The organism is Arthrobacter sp. JUb115, from assembly GCF_004365035.1.
Classification (GTDB): domain Bacteria; phylum Actinomycetota; class Actinomycetes; order Actinomycetales; family Micrococcaceae; genus Glutamicibacter.
On the sequence record NZ_SOBS01000003.1, the window covers coordinates 130,576 to 155,051 of the forward strand.

Consider the following 24,476-nt stretch of genomic DNA (forward strand, 5'->3'; position numbering starts at 1 on the left):
GGAAACCCATGTTGCTGCCCGCGGCGCTCGCCGATGGTAGAAGCACAACATCCACGGTATCGACGCCGGGGATGACAGTCTAGAAAGGACAACACAATGAACCGACGGTTCCGGGAAATCAGGGATCTGCTGCGAGAAGAGCAGGGATCCACCACCGCCGAATTTGCTATGGTCACGCTGGCTGCCGTGGCTTTTGCCGGCTTGCTGATCAGCATCCTGTCCAGCGGCGACGTACGTGGCATGCTGATGGGCCTGATTACTAAAGCGCTGTCGCTGTAGGCCATGAGCTTCAGCGACGAATCGGGTAGCAGTACCGCCGAATTTGCGGTGCTGCTACCCGCGGTTGCCATGATGCTGTCCTTGGGTTTGTGCTTGGGTGTCGTCGGGATCCAGCAGATCCAAGTTCAGCAGGCAGCCGGTGCCATGGCCAGGGAATTGGCCCGCGGCGAGGACGATGCAACCGCTCGCGCCAGCGGCGTGAGGCTGGCAGGAAGCCAAGCCCGTTTCTCGCTCTCAACAGCCAACGGCTACTGGCAGGTTCACGTCAGCAAATCGGTGAGCCTTCCAATCGTTGGCAGCCTTCAAATCCATGGACAAGCCAGTGTGGCCGTCGAATGAAAAAGCGGCGGAGCCTTCGAAGCGAACAGGGTAGCGGAACGGTCATGGCAACAGCGCTCGTGGTTGTTGCACTGCTAATTGCCGGTGCCGTTTTAGCATGGGTTGCAGCAACCCGAGCCGCGATGCAGGCTGCCAGCGCCGCCGATCTGTCGGCGCTGGCTGCTGCGGATACGGCCCGCGGGTTGCGCCCCGGGGACCCCTGCACAGTTGCGGCGTTGTTGGCCGAATCCAACGGTGCACTGCTGGCAGCATGCACGGTGGAACCCGACGGCCAGTCGGTGCGCGTTACGACTAACGTTCCTGTCGGATTCCGTGCCCTGGGCATAGAACTGTATCTGGCCGAAGCCCAGGCACGGGCGGGAGCACCGCCACTGGATGCACCGGGGCGGTGAGCATGGCGGAAGCGGTTAGCGGTGGTGCGCTGGCTCCACGTCGTCAAGCACGGCCGTCAACAGCAAGATCGCTCCAGCCTTGTCCAATGGATTATTGCGGTTACCGCACTTGGGGGACTGCACGCAGCTTGGGCAGCCGTGCTGGCATTCGCAGGCCTCGATGGCATCCCGGGTGGCCCGGATCCAATCGGTGAAGCGCTCGAAACCACGCTCGGCGAATCCAGCACCGCCAGGCTGCGCGTCATAGACGAAAATTGTCGGATGGCCGGTATCCATGTGTAGCGCAGTGGATACTCCGCCGATATCCCAACGGTCGCTGGTAGCAACCAGCGGCAGCAACCCGATCATGGCATGCTCGGCAGCATGCAAGGCTCCGGGGAACTGATCTACCTCCAAACCAGCTCGAAGCAATCGCTGCTCGGTCAGGGTGAACCAAATGGACTTGGTATTCAGATCCCGGGCTTCAAGCTCCAACGGTTCTTCGGACAGCACTTCATTAGAAGCCACCGACTTCCGCTGGAAAGACACGACCTGGGTGGTCACAGTGACTTCACCGAAATGAATCGTCAGTTCTCGGTGGTTACGGCTGCGTTCCTCGGAATCAATGGCAACCGTGGTGAGATCACGCGCCGTGGTGTAGTAATCAGGATTCACCCGAGTCACGATCACCACGTGGTTCTGCTCATCAAGTTCTTCCACATGGTAGCTGGCACCCTGATGGACGTAGATGGCCCCGGGATGCGCCTGATAATGCGTTTGCGGGGAATCCATCGTGCCTAGCAGAGCGCCGGTTTCCGCATCGATGATGTCCACTGGTCCACCGCCATCGGCCCGAATGGAGAACATCCCTGCCGCATGTTGCGGATGCGTCCAGAACCATCCAGCCGGGCGCCGGCGCAAGTAGCCGCGTTGCACCAGCGAATCCAGAAGCTGTTCGGTCTGCGGACCGAAAATTTCCAACTCCTCCGGGCGCAGGGGAGATTCTTGCGCGGCGGCGCAGAGGTGGCCGCTAAGCACATACTTATTCTGCGGATCAAAGACTGTCGCTTCGACACCCAAATCGAAGATGGCTTCGGGATGATGTGCCAGGTAGGTGTCCAACGGATCTTCAGCTGCGACAAAGATCGCCAGCGCATCCTGGCCCGAACGTCCGGCACGGCCGATTTGCTGGAAGAACGATGCGCGGGTGCCTGGCCACCCAGCCACCACTACCGCGTCCAGCCCCGCAATATCGATACCCAGTTCCAGCGCCGAAGTTGAGGTGACACCCAGCAGCTCGCCACTGCGCAATTGCTTTTCCACCTCACGGCGTTCATTAGGCAAGTAGCCCGAGCGGTACGCTGCAAGCCGGACGGATAGATCCGGTGCAAATTTTTCCAGATGCTTGCGGGTGAGCGTTGCGATTGTTTCAGCACCGCGGCGGGACTTGATGAAGACAATGGTTCGAATATGATCAGCCATCAGATCGGTGAGGATCGAAGCGCTCTCGGCGATGGCGGTACGCCGTACCGGCGCACCGTTTTCACCGCGGTGATCACTCATCGGAGGTTCCCACAAGGCCATCACCAGTTCACCGCTGGCGGAGAAATCGTTGGTCACCGCCTGAGCTGGCGCCCCAATGAGACGCCCGAAGGATGCTTCGGGGTCTGAGCTCGTCGCGGACGCACCGATGAAGACCGGGCAGCTGCCGTAATAGGCGCAAATGCGACGCAACCGGCGCATCAGGTTGGCTACGTGTGCGCCAAAGACCCCACGGTAGGAATGGGCCTCGTCGATAATGATGTAGCGAAGGCGCTTGAAGAATCTGGACCAGGCCGGATGGTTGGGCAGGATGCCGCGGTGCAGCATATCTGGGTTGGTGAAGACGAAGTTGGCGTGCTGGCGTACCCAAGCACGGGTGGCCTGGTCGGTATCGCCATCGTAGGGAGCGGCTCGGACCCCGGGAACGCCTAGGGACTCCACAGCGGAAAGCTGGTCGGCTGCCAGTGCTTTGGTTGGGCAGATATAAAGCACCGATGCACCGGCATCAGCATCGTTGAATCCGCTGTCCTTCGCCTGGTACAACTGTTCCAGACTTGGCATCAGGTAGGCCATGGACTTGCCTGAGGCGGTACCGGTGGAAACTATGGTGTGGTGGCCCTCGTGGATGAGGTTGGCTGCTTGGGCCTGGTGTAGCCAAGGCTGTTGGATGCCCAGTCCCTGGAATATCCCAACTAGTTCAGCGCTGAGCCACGCTGGCCATTGGCTGGTGATCTCGTCTTTGGCAGTCCTGGTGCGGCGGTGCACCACAGCATCGGGATCATTGGTCCGGTCATAGGGATCTAAGAGAGAACGCACTGACTTCACGAGGACGCCTTCCGGACCGAGAACTGCTGGAGTTAAAGACTATCGCCGTGCTTGACGCGGAAGCGTCAAGCACGGCGATAAGAGTAATCTTGGAGGCCCTAGGCCTTGAACATGACAACCTTGCCCAGCGAAGTCCAGCCCAGCGAAGCGTAAAGCTGCTGGCCATCGACCGAAGCGATCAACAGGCCTTCATCAACATCGTGTTCTTGAGCCAGCGAAGCCAGCGCACGCATGATCAGGGTACCTAGGCCCTTGCGGCGGAAATCGGCGCCGGTGATGATGCGGTCGAAGATTGCGTATCCGCCAACTGCTGAGACATGGCCGGATGCCGCAACGACTTCCTGGTTGTCCTCGGGATGCAGCGAAACGTAGGCATGAGTGCCATCGCGTTCAATCTGGAAGACGAACCCGTCTGCAGGCAGTGGGACCTCGACGTCGTGCACGGCTAGTTCGGTGACCATCAGTGCTTCGTCATCGGCAGTGACCTGCAGGCCTACTTCAGCCGCAATGGCAACCAGATTCTCGGCGGAGTCGTCGAAAGCCGTCAGCCGACGGTTCGGGTGCTTCGTCAGGGTCTCGGCTACTGCTGCGAGTTCCTCTTTGGAGGGACCATAGATGACGTATTCCCAGTCTTCAGTGGTGTCGTGGCGCAGCGCAGCGTGGACCCGTCCTTCGTTGCGGGTTTCATAACCACGAGCCCCAGCCCAGCCTGCTACCCAGGTGCCAATCAGTTCATCGCTTGCGTTTGATGCCATAATTTGACCCTACCTTGTCTTTCCTAGGAATTAGCTGACATTGAACTAATCGTTGCCTACTTGGAACTATTGCACTGGCCGAGAGCTCGATATTTTCGGGAAAGATCAATGTGACATTGCTCTTTTCCTCGGCGTTTCGCGGCCAAAAGCTACTAACATTGTAGGGTGGCCATTCATCGTATTGTTCTGTATTACGCTTTTACTCCGCTCCCAGACCCGGAGGCAATCCGCCTTTGGCAGCGCTCGCTGCTGGAGCGCTGGGGCTTGCGCGGACGCATCATCATCTCCAAAGACGGCATCAACGGCACCGTTGGTGGCGAGATCTCCGCAGTCAAGGCCTACGTCAAGGCCACGCGAGAACTGCCAGCTTTCAAGAAGATGGATATCAAGTGGTCGGAAGGTTCGGCAGAAGACTTCCCGCGTATCTCCGTCAAGGTTCGCGACGAGATCGTGACCTTCGGCGCTCCTGGCGAACTGGAAGTTGACGAGAACGGTGTTGTCGGTGGTGGCACCCACTTGCGCCCCGAAGAACTTCACGAGCTGGTTGACAACAAGAAGAAGACCGGCGAGAAGGTCCATTTCTTCGATGGCCGCAACGCATTCGAAGCGCAGATCGGCAAGTTCAAGGACGCGATTGTCCCCGAAGTGGACACCACCCGCGATTTCGTTGCCGAGCTGGATTCGGGCAAGTACGACCACCTGAAGGACCAGCCGGTGGTCACCTACTGCACCGGCGGCATTCGCTGCGAAGTGCTTTCGGCTTTGATGGTCAAACGCGGATTCCAAGAGGTGTACCAGATGCAGGGCGGCATCGTCCGCTATGGCGAGAAGTACGGGGATGAAGGCCTATGGGAAGGCTCTCTCTACGTTTTCGATAAGCGCATGCATACCGAATTCTCCGAAGACGCTGTCACCATCGGTGAATGCGTGGGCTGCCAAGGTCCAACCAACAAGTTCGAGAACTGTTCGGACCCGGCCTGCCGCAACCTGCGCCTGTTCTGCGAGGACTGCGCAAAGGACGAAGCACTGCGCCGCTGCCCAGACTGCAGCACCGTAGACGCCTAACTTCAGCTTTCACCAACCGCGGCCTGGACTTTCCATAAGTCCAGGCCGCGTTTTCTATGCGGTCACCTTCGGCCACATTCCGCGCGACGCATCCTTGACGTCGACCTGTTCCACCTCGGTCCGGTAGATTCTCAGCCCTCGCGCCTGGTAGTTCGGTAGCGCCGCCGGTCCGTCCAGTGAGCAGGTATGCAGCCATACCCGGCTGACCTCAGGCAGCTGCGGCCATCGTGAACCCAGGGCCCAGGCCTGTTGCAGTGCTTCGCTGAGCAGCACCCCGCCAAGGCCGCGGCCGGTAGCTTCGGGAAATAAGCCGAAGTAGAAGATCTCGACCTCGCTGCCGGCGTCCGCGACTTCCGTGACGAGCTCCACGTACCCCTGGGGAGCACCGTGCTGGTAGAGCACCCAGGTTTCTGAGCCCGGGCGTCGGAGCACTTCGTCCCACTGGTCTCGGGTCGAACCCAGGCGGTCAGACCAGTTCAATTCGCTGCCCACGCTCTGATACAGAAACCGCGAAAATTCCGGGGTGATCTCCTTGGCCAGCTCGATCCGGGCGTCCTCGGGCAAGGACTTGGCCGAGCGAATGACATCAGCGGAGTCGAGTTGCTGGAGATAGGTCACCGTTACTTGGGTCATGCCCACATCATAGGTCGCCGTAGTTTGCCTGGCCTAGCTATCACCCGTTGAGTTACTCGGTAGACTTGGAGGTGTGAATGCTGCTGAATTTTCTTCCATTGATGACGCTCCCCAGAGCTACAATCAACTGCTCATCGACTCGCTAGCCAAAGACCTCACTGATGTCGGGTACAACTATGAAAATGTTGCGGGGCTGCTTGGTGAGGAAGCTGCGGCAGCATTTGCCCGCGACCAGCTCCACCCTGCCTTGCGAAACCTGGATCGTAGCAGGCCAGATAGCTCGCTTGGCTGTGTGGTTCGCCTCTTCCAAATGGGCCAGACCCAGGAAGACGCGGCCATCAATGCCGCCTTCCCGACATTGAAGACCGACGGATTGCTCAAGCTGGGCCTGATCGAGTCCTGGGCTACCGGTTACCGGGCCAAGATTGCCCTGGCGCTGCATTCCTCCGATGCTGACGGTGAATTGTGGGTGGCCCACGACCTGGGTGCCCACCAGCGTCCCGGCGTGTTGCGCACCGACCATGTGCTGGGCATTGGCCAGGCGTCCCTGACCCTGGCGCAGATCACGATCCGCGAAAAGGTCGAGCGCGCACTGGACTTGGGTACCGGCTGCGGCATCCAGCTGTTCCATCTGCTATCGCACGCGGAGCATGTTACGGCCACAGACCTGTCGGCCCGAGCCCTGGGCTTCACCCGCTTCAACCTGATGCTCAACTACCAGGCCCTGGAGCTGGATCCGGATAACCTCGAATCGCGGGTCACCCTGCTCCAGGGAAGCCTGTTCGATCCGGTGGCTGGATCCACTTTCAACCTGATCGCCAGCAACCCGCCGTTCGTGATTACCCCGCGAAGCAGCAACGAGCGCGCCAAGGACCGGTTCACCTACCGTGATGGCGGGATGGCCGGCGATACGCTGGTGAGCACCTTGATCGAGCAGGCTCCTGGCTTCCTGGCGCCGGGTGGCTGCATGCAAATGCTGTCAAACTGGGAGATTCCTCGCCTAGATGATGAATCCAACCAGCCGTGGGATGCCCGCGTGCGCCAGTGGTTCGGCGACCAGCTGGACGTATGGGTGATCGAGCGCGAGCAAACAACGCCAAGCGGCTACGCCGAGACATGGCTGCGCGACGCTTCCCAGACCGAGGACAGCACTTCATACATCTCCGCCTACAACGCATACCTCGATGACTTCGAGTCCCGCGGCGTGGGTGCCATCGGCTTCGGTCTGGTGTACTTCCGCCGTCCAGCCGCAGGCCATCCGGTACTGCAGCGCTACGAGCAGATCTCGCACCAGGTGGAACAGCCGCTGGCCCCGACCCTGCAGCGGGACATTGCCATGTCCGACCAGCTGGCCGCCGCCAATGAAGGGTTCAAGGATTGGCACCTGCTGGTGGCCGAGGATGTTACTGAGGAGCGCCATCAGCGTCCGGGGGCGGAGCACCCCGGCGTGATCTTGCTGCGGCAGGGGGCAGGGCTGCGCCGTACTGAATTGCTTGATACCGCGCAGGCAGGATTTGTTTCCGCCTGCGATGGTGATTTGTCGGTATCGCAACTAGTCAACGCGTTGGATTCCTTGATTGGAGAAGGGCAAGAAGACTTCGCGGACCTGCTTTATGAAGCAGTGAAGCGACTCTTGCGACATGGCCTGCTTCAGAAAATGTGAAACAAGCGCTAAAGTTTTTCCCTATGACACGGAACACAATTGAGGAACAAGGTGGGGCCGCCTCGCGCGATGAGGCGGAAATCCCACAAGTTGTCTCGATCACTGACCCTCAGGCGATTCGAGCGTTGGCCCATGACGCTCGACTGATCGTCTTGGATGAGCTCTTTGCTTCGCAGACCACCCGCACCGCTACAGAACTTGCATCCTTGTGTGCGCTGACACCTAGCGCCATGAGCTATCACCTCCGGGCCCTGGAGAAGTACGGGTACGTGATTCGTGCTGCCAGCGAAGGAGACGCACGCGAGCGGCGGTGGCGAGCGGCTGGTGAACGGCTAGAGCTGAACACGCAGATCGACTCGGCGAACGCCAAAACTGCGTACTTGAACGTGCAATTGAACGCATTCCGCACCCGGCTCAATGCTGAAGTCCAGCGGCGCGAGGCAGAAGCGAAGACCGGAATCGCTCCGGACCCGGATCGTCCGCCGATGCTGACTAGCGGTTTGGTCTTCCTCTCGGAAGCCAAGCAACGCGAGTTCAACCGCAGAATGCTGGATCTGGTCTACGAATACGAGGCACAGGCAACAGCCGAGGAACGCAGTATTGATTCGCGGCGTATGTTCTACTTAATCTCATTGCTTCCCGAATACCAGAGCATGGGGGAGGCATCATCATAAGTATGCCCGGCTCAGGGAGCGCAGATTCTTCGGTGTAAGATCATCGGGAAATGTGCTTATAGAGTAGGCATGAAGAACGAAGCTGCGATGGCGGATCGATCAGGGCCCGGAAATGGGTGTCCTAGGTCCGTGTTGTCTAAAGGAGTGCTGTGCCCCCCAAGGCCAAGGAAAAGACTGGTAAGAAACTCGTAATCGTGGAGTCTCCTGCCAAGGTGAAGTCGATCGCCAAATATTTGGGTGAAGGCTTTGACGTGGATGCCTCAGTGGGCCATATCCGCGACCTTCCGCAGCCCTCAGAACTGCCAACCGAGCTGAAAAAGACCTCAGTAGGCAAGTTCGCTGTCGATCTGGACAACGACTTTGAGCCTTACTACATGGTCTACCCGGACAAGAAGAAGCGCGTTTCCGAACTGAAGGCGAAGCTCAAAGAAGCTGACGAACTTTACCTCGCAACCGATGCGGACCGCGAAGGCGAAGCCATCGCGTGGCACCTGCTGCAGGTCCTGAAGCCAAAGGTTCCGGTACGCCGCCTGGCATTTACCGAAATCACCAAGGAAGGCATCGCCCGCGCACTGGAAAACATGCGCGAGCTCGATACCGACCTCGTCGACGCCCAGGAAACCCGCCGTGTCCTGGACCGCCTCTATGGTTACGAAATTTCACCGGTGCTCTGGCGCAAGGTGGCTCGCGGGCTGTCCGCAGGCCGCGTGCAGTCCGTGGCAACCCGTTTGGTCGTCGAGCGCGAACGCGAACGCATGGCCTTCATCCCCGCCGGATACTGGGATGTGAAGGGCAACTTCGCCACCAGTGAAGGCGAAGGCTTCGCAGCGAAGCTCTCGGCAGTGGACGGCGCCCGTGTCGCCTCCGGCCGTGACTTCGATGACCGCGGCCAGCTGAAGACCACCCGCAATAAGCTGGCCCACCTGGATCAGGAGTCGGCCCAGTCGCTGGTGGCGAACCTGTCGGACACCGGCTTTGCGGTGACCTCCGTCGAGGACAAGCCGTACACCCGTCGTCCGGCCGCCCCTTTCACCACCTCCACGCTGCAGCAGGAAGCATCCCGCAAGCTGCGCTGGAGCTCCAAGATCACCATGCAGATCGCTCAGCGGCTGTATGAAAACGGCTACATCACCTATATGCGTACCGATTCGGTCTTCCTCTCGGGCGAGGCAGTGAATGCCGCGCGCAAGCAGGCAACCGAACTGTATGGCGCGGATTCCGTTCCAGCCAAGCCGCGCGTCTACAAGGCGAAGAACGATGCCGCGCAGGAAGCCCACGAGGCAATCCGCCCGGCCGGTGACATGTTCCGCCGCCCGAAGGACGTGCGTTCCTCGTTGTCCAAGGACGAGTACGCATTGTACGAGCTGATCTGGAAGCGCACCGTCGCCTCGCAGATGGCCGATGCCAAGGGCTTCACCGCCACCATCAAGCTGCAGGGCACCGCCAGCGATCAGCGCGTGGCCGAGTTCTCGGCCTCCGGCACCGTAATCACCTTCCGCGGTTTCCTTTCCGCCTATGAGGAGGGCAAGGACGAACAGGCCCTGGAAGCCGCGGCAGAGAATGCCGAAGCCCGCCTGCCGCAGCTGGCTGTGGGCCAGCAGCTGGCCGGCGATGAGCTGACCGCTCTAGGCCACGAAACCTCCCCGCCGGCTCGTTACACCGAAGCTTCGATCGTGGCCGAGCTGGAAAAGCGCGAGATCGGCCGCCCGTCGACCTACGCGCCAACCATCTCCACGATCATGGACCGCGGCTATGTCACCAAGCGAGGCGGCGCCCTGGTGCCGAGCTGGATCGCCTTCTCGGTGATCCGCTTGCTCGAAGAGCACTTCGCGAAGTACGTGGACTACGATTTCACCGCCCGCCTGGAAGATGATCTCGATGAGATCGCCAAGGGCCATCGTGCCCGCACCGACTGGCTGAACCTGTTCTACTTCGGCAAGGGCGCGGAGACCGAATCCGAAGGCTTGAAGCATGTGGTCGATAACCTCGGCGACATCGACGCCCGTGCGATCAACTCGATCAAGGTCACCGACGACATCACCTTGCGTGTGGGCAAGTTCGGCCCGTACCTGGAACGTGCCATCCCGGAAGGCGCCGAGGAAGGCACCGAGCCGCAGCGCGCCAACGTGCCTGAGGATCTGGCCCCGGATGAGCTGACTGCCGAAAAGGCAGAGGAGCTCTTTGCCAACTCGCAGGTCTCCGAAATGCACTTGGGCATTGATCCGGAAACCGGTCGCCAGATCGTAGCCAAGGATGGCCGCTACGGCGCCTACGTCACCGAGATCATCCCGGAGCCAACCGAAGAGGAATTGGCGGCCCAGCCGGTCGAGTACTACAAGAATGGCAAGCCGAAGCCGCCGAAGAAGCCAACCAAGGTCAAGCCGCGCACCGCGTCGCTGTTCAAGTCCATGACTGTCGAATCAGTGACCTTGGAAGATGCCCTGAAGCTGATGAGCCTGCCTCGTGTACTGGGTGCTGACGCTGACGGCGAAGAGATCACCGTGCAGAACGGCCGTTTCGGTCCGTACCTGAAGAAGGGCAGCGATTCGCGCTCGATCGAGAGCGAAGAGCAGATCTTCACGATCACCTTGGACGAAGCGCTGGCGATCTACGCGCAGCCGAAGCAGCGTGGCCGTCGTGCCGCGGTACCGCCATTGGCCGAGTTCGGAGTGGACCCGACCAGCGAGAAGAACATCGTGGTCAAGGATGGCCGCTTCGGTCCATACATCACCGACGGCGTCACCAACATCACTGTTCCGCGCACTACCTCCATGGAGGAACTGACACGCGAGCAGGCTATCGAGCTGCTGGCCGACAAACGTGCCCGCGGACCGGTGAAGCGCACGGCAAAGAAGGCGCCGGCCAAGAAGCCAGCAGCCAAGAAGACCCCGGCGAAGAAGGCTACGGCCAAGAAGACGACCGCGAAAAAGACTGACTAGTCTTTCTTGCCAGGCCTAACGAGGAGCGCACCATGAGACTCGGTGTATTGGATATCGGTTCGAATACCGTTCACCTGTTGCTCGTCGATGCATATCCGGGAGCCCGCCCGGTTCCCTATGCCTCGCACAAGCGACCCTTGTCCTTGGTGCGCTACCTCAATGAGTATGGCGCCATAACTGAAGAGGGCCAGCGCGAGCTGATCTCCTTCATCAAGGAAGCCGCCAAGTTCGCCGAAAACCACCAGGTTGAGGACTTCATGGCTTTCTGCACTTCAGCGATTCGCGAATCCTCCAACGGTGCTGCCGTCCTGGAACGCGTCGAAGTCGAGACAGGCGTGAGCTTGATGGAACTGACCGGCGAAGAAGAAGCCGGCATGACCTTCTACTCCGTACGCCGTTGGTTTGGCTGGTCTTCGGAATCCATCCTGAACCTGGATATGGGCGGAGGCTCGCTGGAGCTGGCCTTGGGCGTTGACGAGTTCCCGCAAACAGCCTTCTCCGTGCCCCTGGGTGCCGGCCGGCTGACCCGCGAATGGCTTCCTAACGACCTGCCGTCCATCAAGGAAGTCAAGGAACTGCGTACGTACGTGCGTGACGTTCTCACGGACCCGACTACCGAGCTGCGCCAGTATGGCAAGCCCACCTTGGCCACCGCTACTTCCAAGACTTTCCGCTCGCTGGCTCGCATCACCGGAGCCGCGCCGAGCACGGAAGGCCCCTATGTTAAGCGCGTGCTCAATCGTGACGCATTGAAATTGTGGACCAACCGATTGACCGCGATGAGCTGGGCTGAACGGGCAGAATTGCCCGGTGTCTCGGAGATTCGCGCCCCGCAACTGCTTGCCGGGGCGATTGTTGCTCACGAAGCGATGAATGCCTTGAAACTGAAATCTGTGCGGATTTGCCCTTGGGCGATTCGTGAAGGCTTGATGCTGCGACGTTTTGATCACGTGATGTTTGACTCTGCGACACCGCTCAGTAGTAGCGTTGGAGTTGGGGAAGTAGCTCTGGATAACGAGAAGTACAAATTTCTCGCCAAACCCAGCAGCTAACCTTCTTGGCTAAGCGGTGCCCGCACAGTGGACACGGTAACAGGAGGCAAGAGCATGGAAGACCAGAAGAGCACAATGAAGGTGCCAGTCACCCTCTCTAGCGCGTCAGTTTATCCGCTGACCGTCCATGACGCCTTCGCGATGGCCAAGGACGTGGGATACGACGGGCTGGAAGTGCTGATTACCGGCAACGCAGCCAGCCAATCTGCGACCGCGCTCAAAGCCTTGATGGACAAGTACCAACTGCCGATCATGGCCATCCACGCACCGACACTGCTGCTCACCCAGCAGGTGTGGGGCTCTGCTTGGGCCAAGATCGAACGTTCGGTCATCCTGGCCCAAGCGGTCGGCGCAAATGTGGTTGTCGCCCATCCGCCATTCAGGTGGCAGGGCGCCTACGCCGAAGAATTCGCCGAAGGCGTGCAGCGATTGGTTGAGACCACGGGGATGAAAATCGCCGTGGAAAACATGTACCCATGGCGTGCCCGGGGCCGTGAAGCGAAAATGTACCTTCCGCACTGGAACCCAGTCCCGCAGCACTACCAGCATGTGACCTGGGATTTCTCCCATGCGGCGATTGCCAATATGGATTCGCGCCAAGCCGTCGAGGACCTGGGCCAGCGACTGGCGCACGTTCATCTGTGCGATGGTTTGGATAACGGCAAAGACGAGCACCTTGTGCCAGGCCTGGGCACCCAACCGGTGGCCGAAACGCTGCAATATCTGCGTGATGCCAATTGGAGCGGAACCGTAGCGGTCGAGGTCTCCACACGCAAAGCTCGCAACACCGGGCAAAAAGAAGAATGGCTGGGAAAGACCCTAGAATTTGCCCGCCAGCACTTAACAGTCGGCAGCGACCCCAAGCCAATGACACAATAGCCATATGAGTGAAGCAACAAAGAATCTGTCCCTGTCCTTCCTCGGCGCCGGCTCCATGAACGGCGCCATCCTGCGTGGCATTATCGCCTCGGGCCATGACCCGCAGCTCATCACCGCTACCGTGCGAAGCGATAACCGCGTAGCGGAACTGCGCGAATTGGGCATCAACGTCTTGGTCAGCGAGGAAGATCCCGAAGCCAACCGCCGGGCTGCCGCCAGCGCAGACATTATCTTCCTGGGCGTGAAGCCGGTAGGCATCACCGAACTGTGCGAGGAGATTTCCGGATCGCTGGACGCGCAGAAGGTCGTTGTTTCCGTAGCCGCCGCTATCACCCTGAGCAGCATGCAGTCTCATCTGCCAGCTGGCCAGCCGGTCATCCGTTCCATGCCGAACACCCCTTTGATGGTCGGTGCCGGCGTGGTGGGAATCAGCCCGGCGGCAAGCGTGAGCGACGAGCAGACCAAGTTGGTCACCGATCTGCTCTCCGGATCCGGCGACGTGCACGTCATCGACGAAGAGCAGCAAAATGCGCTCTCGGCAATTTCCGGGTCCGGTCCGGCCTATGCTTTCTACCTGGCTGAGGCCATGGCCAATGCCGGTGTGGCCATGGGCTTGGATGAAAAGCTTTCAATCGCGCTGGCACGTGCCACTGTGGCCGGTGCCGGCAAGATGCTCTCGAACCCTGACGCGGATCCCGCGACCCTGCGCAAGGCGGTAACCAGCCCGAAGGGCACCACCGAGCAGGCTATCGCCACCTTCGATGAGCAGGGAATTCCAAAGATTATTGCTGCGGGCACGCAAGCGGCAGCCGCCCGTGCAGCGCAGCTGAGTGAAGAGCTCGGCTAGGAACGAGCATTCAATACGGCGGTGGCCGGCAACCGATTGGTTGCCGGCCACCGCCGTATTCACGATCCTCGTGCCCTACGGGCGTGCTGCGAAACGCTCGAGCAGGTCCACGTGCCCCGAGACGATCAGGACATCTCGGCGAGTCACCATGGTATCCGGCATGGCGTAGGTGAAATCCTCGCCCGGGGACTTCACACCAACGATCGTCACCCCGTACTTGGAGCGGACTTGGGACTGGGCCAAGGTGAAGCCCTGGGTCTCCTTCGGAGGGTACATCTTCACGATGGCGAAGCCGTCATCGAATTCGATGAAGTCGAGCATGCGGCCACCGACCAGGTGCGCGGCACGCACACCGGCATCGGCTTCCGGGTAGATGACGTGGTTGGCACCAATGCGGGTAAGAATCTTGCCATGGGAGGGCGTAATGGCCTTGACCCACAGATGCTCAATGCCCAGATCCACCAGGTTCACGGTGATCAGCACGGATGATTCGATGGAGGTACCCACGCCCACGACGGCAGAGGAGAATTCCTGGGCGCCGAGCTGGCGCAGGGCGTCAATATTGGTCGCGTCGGCCGCGACCACGTGGGTCAAGGTGCTGGCCCACTGCTGAACGAGCTCCGGGCTGCGCTCAATGGCCAGCACTTCGCGCCCCTGCTTGACCAGCGTTTCAGCGACAGATGCACCGAAGCGGCCCAGGCCGATAACCAGCACCGGGGCATTGTGGTCTATGTTCTTGTCAGCCAATGAGCGGCCTTTCTTCTGGGAGTCTGAACAGCGTATTGCGGTGGCGCATGGTCAACGCGCTGGCGAGCGTAATACTGCCGATGCGTCCGGCAAACATCAACGCGCTGAGCACATACTTGCCGGCCGGAGGCACTTCTTGCGAAACCCCGCTACTCAGGCCCACGGTAGCAAAGGCCGAGATCGACTCGAACAGGGCTCGCGAGAAGCCCACCGATTCGTCGATGGTCACGAGTGCGCCGGTAGCGACCATCACCAGCGAAGCACCCATGGCGACCACGGAGATGGCCACGCGCATGGTGCCTTGCGGAATCTGCCGGCCAAAGGCCTTCGCGTCAGTATCGCCACGGACCTCGGCCAAGATCGCCAAGAACATCACGGCAATGGTGGTGACCTTGATGCCGCCAGCAGTAGAAGCTGAACCGCCACCGGCGAACATCAATGCGTCGGTCAACAAGATGGTCACCTGGTGGATGTCGTTCTGATCCACCAGGTTGAAGCCGCCAGAACGGGTCATGGTGGAGGCGAAGAAGCCATGAATGAGCTTGTCGCTGATGGATAAGCCACCGATGGTCTTGGGATTGGCCCATTCGAAAATCAGCCACAGGAAGGATCCGGCAAAGAGCAGGATGGTGGTGGTGAGCATGGTCAGCTTGGTGTGCAGGTTCCACTTCTTCATATTGAACTTGTGCGCCAGCAGCACCATGATCACCGGGAAACCCAAGGAACCGGTGAACACGCCGGCCATCAATGGGCCCAGGATCCACAGGTCGGTTTCGTAGGGAACCAATCCGTCGGAGTGCGGGGTGAAGCCTGCATTGTTGAAAGCCGAGACGGCATAGAAGATTCCATGCCAGATGGCGGACAGGACGCTTTCACCCAGAATGTAGAAGCGCGGGATCAGAAAGAGCGCGATGACCGCCTGCAGGCTGATCGCTGTGAGGATCACGATGCGCAGCAATGAACTTACTTCACCCAGGGCTGAGGCTCCAGAACTGTTCATCGAATTCTGCGCCATCAGCTTGGCTCGCACGCCCAGCTTGCGGGATACCGCCAGGGACATGATGGAGGCCAGGGTCAAAATGCCCAGGCCGCCCATGAACGTTGCGACCAGCATGATCAGCTGACCGGCGAATGACCAGTGCACAGCGGTGGAGACGGTCGTTAGGCCAGTAACGCAAACTGCCGACACAGCGGTGAATAATGCGTCATGCAGCGCGGTGGCTTCCCCCGTGGCCGAGGAAAACGGCGCCGCGAGCAGCGAGGTGAACAACGTGATTGCCAGCAAGAAGGCGCCAAGAGTCAAGCGCGCGGGGGAGCGCACGGTGAAGTCCGCAACTGCGATGCGAACGGTCAGCCATTTCTTGCGTCGCTGTTCGCGCATTTCAGCTGCCCGGGCGCTGGGGCCCGATGCACTGGCTGTGCTCATTTATTACTCGCCGTTTCCTGGGGAACAGTTCTTTGCCATGAGGATTTGAAGTCCTTCTAGTAATTTACGCGTTTCCACCGCTAAACGCTTGTGTTGCCCGGCTAAAGACCCGACAAGCCGCGCAAACTGCCATGAATTCATGAGTTGGGTCACTATCGGGTAGCCTGAAATCGTGTTAGATCCGCAGCATGCCCCACGGCCCACCATGGTGATGTGGGATGAAGAGTATCTGAAGTACAAATTCAGCGACTGGCATCCCATGCACCCTTCGCGGCTAGAACTGACCTATCGGCTCAGCGATGAGCTGGATATCTTCGATGCGCCGAACGTCACGATACAGGCTCCGGATATTGCCGACGATGCGGTCATCGGCTCCGTCCATGACCAGAGCTATATCGATCAGGTGCGGCGGGTGAGCAAGGATCCAACACTCGTTGCCGAAGAATTCGGCTTGGGCACCGAAGACGACCCGGTATTCGCCGGGATGCATGAAGCCGCCGGGCGCATTGTTGGCGGTTCGGTAGCAGCGGCCCAAGCCATCATGGACCATGACGTGGTCCGTGCAGTGAACTTCGCCGGAGGCATGCACCACGCCGCGAAAAGCAAGGCCAGCGGTTTCTGCATCTACAATGACGCTGCTGCCGCGATCCATCGCATGCTGGAACAGGGTGCCCAACGCGTGGTCTACATCGATGTGGACGCGCATCACGGGGATGGCACCGAGTCGATCTTCTGGGATGACGAACGCGTGCTGACCATTTCCATCCATGAATCCGGGCTGTCACTGTTCCCCGGTACGGGATTCGCCAATGAAATTGGCGGCAAGAACGCCGAAGGCAGCGCAGTAAATGTTGCTCTGCCGGCAATGACCGGGGACTCCGGGTGGATGCGTGCCTTCCATGCGATCGTTCCGCAGCTGGTACGCGCCTTCAAGCCCGAAATCATCGTCTCCCAGCACGGTTGCGATGCGCACCGTGATGATGACATGACCAACTTGAAGCTGTCTGTTGATGCGCAACGCCAGGCGGCCCTGGACATATCCCAGTTGGCAGATGAGCTGTGCGAAGGCCGGTGGCTGGCTACCGGAGGCGGGGGATACAACGTCACCGCCGTCGTGCCGCGTACCTGGACCCATCTGACGGCGATTGTTGCCGGCAAGCCGGTGCCGTTGCGTACCTATGTTCCCGAGACCTTCCGCCGCTACGTTCTGGAAAGGTACGGCCGTGCCATGCCTTACCTCATGGGCGATGACGCCCAGCTGTGGTGGCGCAATTGGGAAGTCGGCTATGATCCGGCCGATCCGGTAGACCGAACCATCATTGCTACACGCAAGGAGATATTCCCGCTTTTCGGGCTCGATCCATGGTTCGACTAGCCTCGCATGGCTGCGGCCAACGGAGACAGAGGCGAGACCTCACAGCATTTTAGGCATGGAAATCGATTGCCAACCGTTCATATGCCGTTAGGGTTATGTGTGTGGCAATTGATGAAGTGTTTTCGGCGTTGGCTGAACCAACCCGACGAAAGATAATAGAAGCGCTCAAGAACGAGCCGAAAGCAGTGGGCACTCTGGTCACTGAACTGGAGATCTCGCAGCCGACTGTTTCCAAGCACTTGAAGGTGCTGCGCGAAGCTGAACTCGTGAGCATGGCCGCTGCCGGGCAGCGGCGCATCTACAGCATTGATACCTCAGCGCTGGAAGATCTCGTGCGCTGGTGCGCCGATTTGGTACCTGCCCAACCGGAGGGCCAGGAGCTGGCAACCACGCAGGCCGAAGCCGAGGGGCAGCTGGCAGCGGTATCGAATCCAACGGCTCAGCAGATCGGGCGGCGCGTTGGCCAAGGCCTGGAACAAGTTACTGGACGTGCGCAAGAGTTTTTCGAGAAACTTCCGCGGTTCGGGCGTCGGCGCTAGCTCTTGTCCAGTCTTCGGCGCTGCAACCGTGCAATATGGTCAATCTTTTAAGTTACGCGCGCAATCCTGTTTTATAACATGAAAATTTTGTTCAGAATGCCCAGCATGGCATTCTCGTGTGCGGGGCAGTGACGCCGGCAATGAGGCCCCTTGTGCGCCTGTGCCTGCCCCAAGTGATGAGGAGAAAAACTTGGATAAGCACTTAGCGACGATTCGCGACGAAGTCTTCCGCCGCAATCCCGGCGAAGCAGAATTCCACCAGGCCGTCACGGAAGTATTCGACAGCCTTGAAGCTGTATCGGTCAAGCATCCTGAATACGCCGAAGCCGCAATCCTGCAGCGTTTGTGCGAACCTGAACGCCAGATCATCTTCCGAGTGCCATGGGTTGACGACGAAGGCCGCGTGCAGATCAACCGCGGCTTCCGCGTTGAATTCAACTCGGCTCTGGGCCCATACAAGGGCGGTCTGCGTTTCCACCCATCGGTTTACCTTGGCATCGTCAAGTTCCTGGGCTTCGAACAGATCTTCAAGAACTCCCTGACCGGCATGCCCATCGGCGGCGGCAAGGGCGGCTCGGACTTCGACCCGCGCGGCAAGTCCGATGGCGAAGTCATGCGCTTCTGCCAGTCCTTCATGACTGAGCTCTACCGCCACATTGGCGAATACACCGACGTGCCAGCCGGCGATATCGGCGTTGGCGGCCGCGAAATCGGTTACCTCTTCGGCCAGTACAAGCGCATCACCAACCGCTACGAGTCCGGTGTGCTGACGGGCAAGGGCTTGAGCTGGGGCGGTTCCCTGGTTCGCCCGGAAGCCACCGGCTACGGCGCAGTGATCTTCACTGAAGAAATGCTCAAGACCCGCGGCCAGACTTTCGATGGCCAGCGCGTGGTCGTTTCCGGTTCGGGCAACGTGGCAATCCACGCCATCGAGAAGGCGCAGGCACTGGGAGCGAAGGTCGTTACGGCTTCCGACTCGGCCGGCTTCATCGTTGACGAGGGCGGCATCGACCTGGATCTGCTGCGTCAGATCAAGGAAGTTGAGCGCGGCCGCATCTCCGAGTATGCCGAACGCCGTGGCACCAAGAAGGTGAAGTACGTTGCCGGTGGCAGCGTCTGGGACGTTGCAGGCACCGTGGCGCTGCCCTGCGCAACCCAGAACGAATTGGGCGCTGAGGCCGCAAAGAAGATGGTTGCTGCTGGCACCATCGCAGTGGCCGAAGGCGCCAACATGCCTACTACCGCTGAAGCGACCTCGATCTTCCAGGATGCAGGGGTGCTCTTCGGCCCGGGCAAGGCAGCCAACGCTGGTGGTGTTGCTACCTCCGCTCTGGAGATGCAGCAGAACGCCAGCCGCGATGCATGGAGCTTCGAGCACACCGAGCGTCGCCTGACTGAGATCATGGTCGGCATCCACACCAGCTGTGCTGCTACTGCAGACGAGTACGGCATGCCGGGGAACTACGTCGCCGGCGCCAACATCGCGGGCTTCGTGAAGGTCGCAGACGCAATGCTCGCACAGGGCGTCATCTAATAATCTGCAGCGCTGCAATCCGCGTGAATTCATTGGGGACCCGGTGAAATCACGCGGATTGTCTCGTTCAGGCATCAAAAAATGTGATTCAGATGGTCACGTGTGTGTTTCGTGATGCAAAAGTTACAAAAGTGCGATTAGACTAGTACAAAGCGAACGTGAACCTGAACCGCCGATGTTGATCCAAAGTCGTGTAAGTTCATCTTCGCTAAATTAACGCGACGAATAAGAGATCAGCGTCAGGAGAATATCCCGCATGACGGATAAACAGAATTTTGCCGGAGCCCGTTTCATGACTGTGGCCGAAGTGGCCGACATGATGCGCGTTTCCAAAATGACCGTTTATCGGCTGATCCACGCCGGTGATTTGCCTGCTGTTCAGTTCGGTCGCTCCTATCGCGTTCCGGAAAACGCCGTGGAATCATATCTGAATGCCGCGGCCATTGATCCGCAGCACGGTACCGGTTCTTACGGTCGATAGTCCGCGCGATGGTCAGAGCATGACCGAAAAGCGGGTAATCTGTTAAGGAACGTTTAACGTCCGGTCAACCTTGTCCTTGGGCTCGCGCGCAAGCAGGCATTTGGGGTTGACGCATTTATTTAGTTTGTGAGGAACCACTATGGGCTCTGTTATCAAGAAGCGCCGCAAGCGTATGTCGAAGAAGAAGCACCGCAAATTGCTTCGTAAGACCCGCCACCAGCGTCGTAATAAGAAGTAAATCTACTTCTGAGCATTTGCCGCTTGGCAATCATCGCCACCGCTTCACAGTGAAACTGTTGAACGGTGGCGATTGCTTTATCCAAAGCCGCCCAGCGCCGGCCTAAGAGCCGGAACGGCGCAGAATGGACCGTCGCGCCGCCCAGAGCGCACCAAGCACTCCAGCGGCCTTCAGGCCTAGTTTGGCAGCTCGCTGGCCGGTGCGGAAATCGTAGACCTGCCAGCCGCGGCGCTTGGCGTAGGCGCGAAGCCGCGCATCGGGATTGATGCATACGGGGTGTCCCACAGCTTCAAGCAAGGGAACATCATTGTAGGAATCCGAGTATGCCCATGATTTCGACAGCGAGATGCCGCGAGCCTTCGCCAGGGTGCGCACCGCTTGCGCTTTTTCCGCAGCGTGCAGGATCGGGCTGGCCAGCGCTCCGGTGTAGAAACCGTCTTCGCTGGCCACTACAGTGCCCAATGCACCGGTAAGTTCGAGACGTTGCGAGATGACATTCGCCACTTCCAGGGGAGTGGCAGTGACTAGCCAGACTTCACGGCCCACCGTCCGATGCTGGCGAGCAATGGCTACCGTACCGGTCCATAGCTTGGGTTCGATGTATTCGTCATAGATCTCGTTGCCGATCTTCTCGATCTCGGACACCGGGATCCCTCGGACCATCATCAACGCACGGTCGCGAATCTGGTGAATGTCCCCTAGGTGCTCACCGCGCGCGGCGAAGCGCAACTGCTTGAGCGCGAACCAGAGGATTTCGCGGAATTGGAAGAAGCGGCGCTCATGCAGTTTCCGGGCCAGCAGATACAGCGATGCACCGCGCACAAGGGTGTTATCTACATCGAAGAAAGCGGCGACCGTGTCCGGAGCCAGGGCGGAATTCGGGCTGGGGTGATGATCGATGGAAGACATTTGATCCAGTTTATTTCATTGCCAAGTTTAAGGGCGGTTACGGCTCGTGAGATTATAGGCAGGTGAGTACTTTGAATCAGATCCAGCTGTTGGTTCGAGAAGGCTGCCACCTGTGCCAGGCCGCACGCGCAACCGTGGCCGAGGTGACTGGCCGGTTGAATATGGAGTTTTCCGAACTGGATATTGACCAGCACCCTGAATTGCTGGCCAAGCACCACGAGGAAGTGCCGGTTCTGCTGATCAACGGAGAAGTCCGCGACTTCTGGCACATCGACGCACAGCGTCTGGAACGACTACTGAGCAGCTAGCCGCTGCCGAATAAATGAAAATGCGTTGTGCTCTTCAAGAGCACCGAAAAGTGCGGGAGAACGAAGATGTCAGAGCTTGAAGCCCGGGTCCTGCCTGAGGCCACGCTGGCTCGACTGACCCAGTACTTGCGCGCGCTGAACGCCTTGGAAGCCCAGGGCCTGGAACGCACCAGTTCCGGGGTGCTGGCCAAGGAAGCTGGAGTGAACCCCTCCATCCTGCGCAAAGACCTTTCCTGGTTGGGTTCCTACGGAACCCGCGGGGTGGGCTACGTGGTCCGCGAACTGGCAGAACATATCAGCCGCACCCTCGGCCTGAACCAGGACTGGCGTGTGGCCATCCTCGGCGCCGGTAACCTGGGGCGCGCGCTCAGCGGATATGCAGGCTTCAGGACTCGTGGCTTCAACGTCAAGGCGATCCTGGATATCGACCCCGCACTGGTCGGCAGCCCGGTCGGCGAGCTGCACGTGGAAGCGATCGCGGACTTGGCCGCAGTGGTTGAACGCGAAGAAATCAACATCGCTGTTCTGGCAATTCCGGGCGATGCTGCGCAGGACCTGGTCTACGAACTGGCCGCGCTTTCGGTCCGCTCGGTGCTCTCGTTCGCACCGATGCCGCTTCGCGTACCCGCGGGCATGAACCTGCGGCGCGTTGATCTTTCCACTGAATTGCAGATCCTGGCATACCTCGCCGTTCAAGGCTGAAGCCGCGCAGACGAGAAAAGGCGTAGCCGCGTCATCCCTTGGGTGGATGGAGCGGCTACGCCTTTATTGTCCCTGCAGGGCCTCGCGAAGAGGCTCGGCCATGCGTTTAGCGGAAGCCGGCCAGGCGAGCCTGGCGGCGCTGCGCAATGTATTGCGAAGAAGGGCGCAACCAGGCGAAGACCACGCCTGCAATGCCCAACAAGATGCCCACAACGTAGACAGCGTTGATAATTCCGGCTTGAGTGTCAGCGAACATGCTGATCATTGGAACGATAGTCACCAGATTCAGCAGTGAAAGCGCACCGAGGATCGTGGCGATAATTCGCATGGCGCCCACGCCGCGGCCAACGAAGAAGCCCACCAGGAAATACAGGGCCAAGGTGATGATCATGGAGATAATCACGAAGGTCGACATCATGGAATTAACCTGGGCCATGAAGGCCTCAGGGCTTGCCATCATCTGTTCAACCAGTGGATCCTGCTCCATGCCCGGGGTGCTCTGCATCTGGTTCTGGAACTCTTCTTGCACCAGCGACCACTGCTGGCCAATCATGTTGGCCATCATGTTGGAGTTGGTCATCAGCCAGCTGGCGAGGGCACTGAAGATGCCCGCGAGCATGATCAAGCCAAAGGCGATAGCCAAGGTCCGTGGCCGCTCGGTCGGCGGCTGCACGCCGGCGTAACCTCCCTGCTGGGCATACTGGTCGTAGCCCGGTGCCTGCGGTTGCCCGTAAGGATTCGGATTCTGGCCGTACGGGTTCTGGCCGTACGGCGAGGGCTGCTGGCCGTAGGGGTTTTCGCCGTACGGGTTCTGCGATGAACCCTGGCCGGAAGGGCCCGGGTTGTAGGGCTGGCCCGGCTGGTTAGGATCGTTGTCGCTCATGATGCGTCCTTCTGGTCGAACTGTCTTATTGACTAAGCGTAGTGGCAGTCGATTGTGAGCAACCCCTCCGAAAGGATGGTTTTTCCATATGGGATTCCAATGCGTGTCCTGTGAATAGTTGACGGTGGCCACAATATGGCTAATTTGCACCGAATATTTGAGACACTGGAGGCATGCCTTTATCGACCGTCCATTTGTTGCGCCACGGGGAAGTTTTCAACCCTGACCGTATGCTCTACGGCAGGATCCCCGGCTTCGGGCTCTCGGAACTCGGATTCCAGATGGCCGATGGGGCAGGAGAATATTTTGCCAAGCGCCAAGCAGAAGGCGGCAACGTGGTGCGTCTGGTGGCCTCACCGCTCCTGCGAGCCCAGCAGACAGCCGCGCCGACCTCCAATGCTCTGGATCTGCAGGTCCACACCGACGAGCGGGTTATCGAAGCCGGCAACAAGCTGCAAGGGCTGTCCAAGGTTGCGGAGCACCTGCGTCAGCCGAAGTACTGGCCGCTGCTGGTCAACCCGCTGAAGCCTTCATGGGGCGAACCATATGCCCAGCAGGTTGCTCGCATGCGCCTGGCCATGGATGAGCACCGCAAGGCCGCCCTCGCCGAGCACGGCGAAGGAGCGGAAGTCATTATCGTCAGCCACCAGCTGCCGATCTGGGTTACGCGCCGCGCCGCCGAGAAGAAGCCGCTGTGGCACGATCCGCGCCAGCGCGAGTGCACCCTGGCTTCCATCACCAGCTTTGATTTTGAGGGAGACGAATTGGTCTCCGTGCGTTACACCGAACCGTGCCCCGAGCTGCTTGCCGGCGCGGCGAATATCCCTGGAGCCTAAAGCAAAATGACAGATCCTGTGCCTAATCCTCGCCACTTGAGCCGCCGCACCATGTTGCGTTCGCTCATGGTTGCCGCCGCCGTGGTGCCCTTGGCTGCCTGCAGCGGCAAGGAAGATGCGCTGACCGCGCAAGCAAACAGCGGCGACGGCAAGAACTACATCGCTGGCGACGGCGCCGTGGAAGAGTACGAAGTTTCCAAGCGCAGCGAACCGGTTGCCCTCAAGGCCACCACCTACCATGGCACCGATATCGACTTCACGCAGTGGCAGGGCAAGCCCGTAGTCATGAACTTCTGGTATGCCGCCTGCGCTCCGTGCCGCATCGAGGCACCGGATCTGAAGGAAATCGCTGAAGGCTTCGGCGAGAAAGTCGAATTCATTGGCGTCAACGTACGCGATGAAGCCGAAGCGGCGAAGGCCTTCGAGCGCACTTTCGAGATTCCCTATGAGTCGGTACAGGATACCTCCGGGGACATCCAGCTGGCGATGACCAAGTACGTCCCGTTGCAAGCGGTTCCATCCACCTTGGTGCTGGACCGCCAGGGCCGTGTCCGTGCCCGCGTGATCGGTGCCGTAGAGCCTGGCACCCTGAAGTCATTGATCGACTCCGCTCTGACCGAAGAGTTGTGAGCTGA

The 24,476-nt window shown here is 59.6% G+C and carries 26 protein-coding genes; 19 read left to right on the forward strand and 7 right to left on the reverse strand.

All coding sequences use genetic code 11. The annotated features are described in order from the left end of the window. Positions 1–96 precede the first annotated feature (96 nt). Genes EDF61_RS06085 through EDF61_RS06095 form a run of 3 tightly spaced genes read left to right on the forward strand, consistent with a single transcriptional unit; the run spans position 97 to position 1,010 of the window. Positions 97–279: a DUF4244 domain-containing protein gene (locus EDF61_RS06085; RefSeq protein ID WP_105656970.1), complete on the forward strand. Its 183-nt coding sequence runs from the start codon at positions 97–99 to the stop codon at positions 277–279. A gap of 3 nt (positions 280–282) precedes the next feature. Further along, positions 283–618 carry a TadE family type IV pilus minor pilin gene (locus EDF61_RS06090; protein ID WP_105656969.1) on the forward strand — a complete coding sequence of 112 codons (336 nt, stop codon included), beginning with the start codon at positions 283–285 and terminating at the stop codon, positions 616–618. Then, complete coding sequence (locus tag EDF61_RS06095; protein WP_133833578.1) at positions 615–1,010, forward strand: Rv3654c family TadE-like protein; 396 nt, start codon at positions 615–617, stop codon at positions 1,008–1,010. The genes EDF61_RS06090 and EDF61_RS06095 overlap by 4 nt, the downstream gene beginning before the upstream one ends. Positions 1,011–1,025: 15 nt before the next feature. Here EDF61_RS06095 and EDF61_RS06100 read toward each other — a convergent pair whose 3' ends face one another. Both EDF61_RS06100 and EDF61_RS06105 read right to left on the reverse strand, forming a co-directional pair. Continuing rightward, a complete protein-coding gene (locus EDF61_RS06100) occupies positions 1,026–3,356 on the reverse strand; it encodes a DEAD/DEAH box helicase (protein WP_133833579.1) in 2,331 nt (776 codons plus the stop codon). Positions 3,357–3,454: 98 nt separating this feature from the next. Then, positions 3,455–4,111, reverse strand: coding sequence for a GNAT family N-acetyltransferase (locus tag EDF61_RS06105; RefSeq protein ID WP_105656966.1), 657 nt, complete (start codon positions 4,109–4,111; stop codon positions 3,455–3,457). Between the two features lie 165 nt (positions 4,112–4,276). Here EDF61_RS06105 and trhO point away from each other — a divergent pair, with 165 nt between their 5' ends. Further along, positions 4,277–5,176, forward strand: coding sequence for an oxygen-dependent tRNA uridine(34) hydroxylase TrhO (gene trhO, locus EDF61_RS06110; protein WP_105656965.1), 900 nt, complete (start codon positions 4,277–4,279; stop codon positions 5,174–5,176). Between the two features lie 54 nt (positions 5,177–5,230). Here trhO and EDF61_RS06115 read toward each other — a convergent pair whose 3' ends face one another. Then, positions 5,231–5,809: a GNAT family N-acetyltransferase gene (locus EDF61_RS06115; RefSeq protein WP_105656964.1), complete on the reverse strand. Its 579-nt coding sequence runs from the start codon at positions 5,807–5,809 to the stop codon at positions 5,231–5,233. Positions 5,810–5,882: 73 nt separating this feature from the next. Between EDF61_RS06115 and EDF61_RS06120 the strand changes: the two genes are divergently transcribed. From EDF61_RS06120 to proC, 6 genes are all read left to right on the forward strand, one after another. Continuing rightward, the gene (locus EDF61_RS06120; protein WP_133833580.1) at positions 5,883–7,472 is read left to right on the forward strand and encodes a DUF7059 domain-containing protein; all 1,590 of its coding nucleotides are present in this window, start codon (positions 5,883–5,885) and stop codon (positions 7,470–7,472) included. Positions 7,473–7,495: 23 nt separating this feature from the next. Continuing rightward, positions 7,496–8,146, forward strand: a complete 651-nt coding sequence (locus EDF61_RS06125; RefSeq protein WP_105657083.1) for an ArsR/SmtB family transcription factor — start codon at positions 7,496–7,498, stop codon at positions 8,144–8,146. 149 nt (positions 8,147–8,295) lie between these two features. Continuing rightward, positions 8,296–11,085 (forward strand): type I DNA topoisomerase, encoded by a 2,790-nt coding sequence (topA, locus tag EDF61_RS06130; protein ID WP_133833581.1) that lies wholly within the window; start codon positions 8,296–8,298, stop codon positions 11,083–11,085. 32 nt (positions 11,086–11,117) lie between these two features. Beyond that, positions 11,118–12,137 carry a Ppx/GppA family phosphatase gene (locus tag EDF61_RS06135; RefSeq protein WP_105656961.1) on the forward strand — a complete coding sequence of 340 codons (1,020 nt, stop codon included), beginning with the start codon at positions 11,118–11,120 and terminating at the stop codon, positions 12,135–12,137. A gap of 54 nt (positions 12,138–12,191) precedes the next feature. After that, positions 12,192–13,016 carry a sugar phosphate isomerase/epimerase family protein gene (locus tag EDF61_RS06140; protein WP_105656960.1) on the forward strand — a complete coding sequence of 275 codons (825 nt, stop codon included), beginning with the start codon at positions 12,192–12,194 and terminating at the stop codon, positions 13,014–13,016. A gap of 4 nt (positions 13,017–13,020) precedes the next feature. Beyond that, entirely contained in the window at positions 13,021–13,863 is an 843-nt protein-coding gene (gene proC, locus EDF61_RS06145) for a pyrroline-5-carboxylate reductase (protein ID WP_105656959.1), read from the forward strand. 75 nt (positions 13,864–13,938) lie between these two features. Here proC and EDF61_RS06150 read toward each other — a convergent pair whose 3' ends face one another. Together EDF61_RS06150 and EDF61_RS06155 are read right to left on the reverse strand one after the other, a co-directional pair. Next, positions 13,939–14,577, reverse strand: a complete 639-nt coding sequence (locus EDF61_RS06150) for a potassium channel family protein (RefSeq protein WP_105657082.1) — start codon at positions 14,575–14,577, stop codon at positions 13,939–13,941. Between the two features lie 25 nt (positions 14,578–14,602). Beyond that, positions 14,603–16,036, reverse strand: coding sequence for a TrkH family potassium uptake protein (locus EDF61_RS06155; RefSeq protein ID WP_105656958.1), 1,434 nt, complete (start codon positions 16,034–16,036; stop codon positions 14,603–14,605). A gap of 205 nt (positions 16,037–16,241) precedes the next feature. Between EDF61_RS06155 and EDF61_RS06160 the strand changes: the two genes are divergently transcribed. From EDF61_RS06160 to EDF61_RS06180, 5 genes are all read left to right on the forward strand, one after another. After that, complete coding sequence (locus EDF61_RS06160; RefSeq protein ID WP_208294237.1) at positions 16,242–17,411, forward strand: acetoin utilization protein AcuC; 1,170 nt, start codon at positions 16,242–16,244, stop codon at positions 17,409–17,411. Positions 17,412–17,506: 95 nt separating this feature from the next. After that, complete coding sequence (locus tag EDF61_RS06165) at positions 17,507–17,950, forward strand: ArsR/SmtB family transcription factor (RefSeq protein WP_353615988.1); 444 nt, start codon at positions 17,507–17,509, stop codon at positions 17,948–17,950. 190 nt (positions 17,951–18,140) lie between these two features. Further along, complete coding sequence (gdhA, locus tag EDF61_RS06170; protein WP_105656957.1) at positions 18,141–19,484, forward strand: NADP-specific glutamate dehydrogenase; 1,344 nt, start codon at positions 18,141–18,143, stop codon at positions 19,482–19,484. Positions 19,485–19,740: 256 nt separating this feature from the next. Beyond that, the gene (locus tag EDF61_RS06175) at positions 19,741–19,965 is read left to right on the forward strand and encodes a helix-turn-helix domain-containing protein (RefSeq protein ID WP_013349804.1); all 225 of its coding nucleotides are present in this window, start codon (positions 19,741–19,743) and stop codon (positions 19,963–19,965) included. Between the two features lie 139 nt (positions 19,966–20,104). Further along, positions 20,105–20,203: a 30S ribosomal protein bS22 gene (locus tag EDF61_RS06180; protein ID WP_005504750.1), complete on the forward strand. Its 99-nt coding sequence runs from the start codon at positions 20,105–20,107 to the stop codon at positions 20,201–20,203. Between the two features lie 102 nt (positions 20,204–20,305). On the opposite strand, the gene EDF61_RS06185 is transcribed toward EDF61_RS06180, so the two are convergent. Next, positions 20,306–21,112 carry an HAD family hydrolase gene (locus tag EDF61_RS06185; protein WP_105656956.1) on the reverse strand — a complete coding sequence of 269 codons (807 nt, stop codon included), beginning with the start codon at positions 21,110–21,112 and terminating at the stop codon, positions 20,306–20,308. A 62-nt stretch (positions 21,113–21,174) separates the two neighbouring features. On the opposite strand from EDF61_RS06185, the gene EDF61_RS06190 reads away from it, so the two are divergent. Further along, a complete protein-coding gene (locus EDF61_RS06190; protein WP_332485935.1) occupies positions 21,175–21,420 on the forward strand; it encodes a glutaredoxin family protein in 246 nt (81 codons plus the stop codon). A 27-nt stretch (positions 21,421–21,447) separates the two neighbouring features. Beyond that, positions 21,448–22,122 carry a redox-sensing transcriptional repressor Rex gene (locus EDF61_RS06195; protein WP_286134124.1) on the forward strand — a complete coding sequence of 225 codons (675 nt, stop codon included), beginning with the start codon at positions 21,448–21,450 and terminating at the stop codon, positions 22,120–22,122. A 106-nt stretch (positions 22,123–22,228) separates the two neighbouring features. Here the strand turns inward: EDF61_RS06195 and EDF61_RS06200 are convergent, their stop codons facing one another. Further along, the gene (locus EDF61_RS06200; RefSeq protein WP_105656954.1) at positions 22,229–23,005 is read right to left on the reverse strand and encodes an AI-2E family transporter; all 777 of its coding nucleotides are present in this window, start codon (positions 23,003–23,005) and stop codon (positions 22,229–22,231) included. A 173-nt stretch (positions 23,006–23,178) separates the two neighbouring features. On the opposite strand from EDF61_RS06200, the gene EDF61_RS06205 reads away from it, so the two are divergent. Both EDF61_RS06205 and EDF61_RS06210 read left to right on the forward strand, forming a co-directional pair. Then, on the forward strand, positions 23,179–23,841 hold the full coding sequence (locus tag EDF61_RS06205) for a histidine phosphatase family protein (RefSeq protein WP_133833582.1): 663 nt from the start codon (positions 23,179–23,181) through the stop codon (positions 23,839–23,841). Between the two features lie 36 nt (positions 23,842–23,877). Then, positions 23,878–24,471, forward strand: a complete 594-nt coding sequence (locus EDF61_RS06210) for a TlpA family protein disulfide reductase (protein ID WP_332485937.1) — start codon at positions 23,878–23,880, stop codon at positions 24,469–24,471. Positions 24,472–24,476: the final 5 nt, after the last annotated feature.

Excerpts from the sequence above, each read along its gene's own strand:
- EDF61_RS06185 (WP_105656956.1), bottom strand. The coding sequence starts at position 21,112 with ATGTCTTCCATCGATCATCACCCCAGCCCGAATTCCGCCCTGGCTCCG.
- EDF61_RS06160 (WP_208294237.1), top strand. The coding sequence starts at position 16,242 with ATGGTGATGTGGGATGAAGAGTATCTGAAGTACAAATTCAGCGACTGG.
- EDF61_RS06115 (WP_105656964.1), bottom strand. The coding sequence starts at position 5,809 with ATGACCCAAGTAACGGTGACCTATCTCCAGCAACTCGACTCCGCTGAT.
- EDF61_RS06125 (WP_105657083.1), top strand. The coding sequence starts at position 7,496 with ATGACACGGAACACAATTGAGGAACAAGGTGGGGCCGCCTCGCGCGAT.
- EDF61_RS06140 (WP_105656960.1), top strand. The coding sequence starts at position 12,192 with ATGGAAGACCAGAAGAGCACAATGAAGGTGCCAGTCACCCTCTCTAGC.
- EDF61_RS06175 (WP_013349804.1), top strand. The coding sequence starts at position 19,741 with ATGACGGATAAACAGAATTTTGCCGGAGCCCGTTTCATGACTGTGGCC.
- EDF61_RS06135 (WP_105656961.1), top strand. The coding sequence starts at position 11,118 with ATGAGACTCGGTGTATTGGATATCGGTTCGAATACCGTTCACCTGTTG.
- proC (WP_105656959.1), top strand. The coding sequence starts at position 13,021 with ATGAGTGAAGCAACAAAGAATCTGTCCCTGTCCTTCCTCGGCGCCGGC.
- EDF61_RS06200 (WP_105656954.1), bottom strand. The coding sequence starts at position 23,005 with ATGAGCGACAACGATCCTAACCAGCCGGGCCAGCCCTACAACCCGGGC.
- EDF61_RS06090 (WP_105656969.1), top strand. The coding sequence starts at position 283 with ATGAGCTTCAGCGACGAATCGGGTAGCAGTACCGCCGAATTTGCGGTG.
- EDF61_RS06105 (WP_105656966.1), bottom strand. The coding sequence starts at position 4,111 with ATGGCATCAAACGCAAGCGATGAACTGATTGGCACCTGGGTAGCAGGC.
- EDF61_RS06085 (WP_105656970.1), top strand. The coding sequence starts at position 97 with ATGAACCGACGGTTCCGGGAAATCAGGGATCTGCTGCGAGAAGAGCAG.
- EDF61_RS06165 (WP_353615988.1), top strand. The coding sequence starts at position 17,507 with ATGTGTGTGGCAATTGATGAAGTGTTTTCGGCGTTGGCTGAACCAACC.
- EDF61_RS06205 (WP_133833582.1), top strand. The coding sequence starts at position 23,179 with ATGCCTTTATCGACCGTCCATTTGTTGCGCCACGGGGAAGTTTTCAAC.
- EDF61_RS06095 (WP_133833578.1), top strand. The coding sequence starts at position 615 with ATGAAAAAGCGGCGGAGCCTTCGAAGCGAACAGGGTAGCGGAACGGTC.
- EDF61_RS06155 (WP_105656958.1), bottom strand. The coding sequence starts at position 16,036 with ATGAGCACAGCCAGTGCATCGGGCCCCAGCGCCCGGGCAGCTGAAATG.
- EDF61_RS06180 (WP_005504750.1), top strand. The coding sequence starts at position 20,105 with ATGGGCTCTGTTATCAAGAAGCGCCGCAAGCGTATGTCGAAGAAGAAG.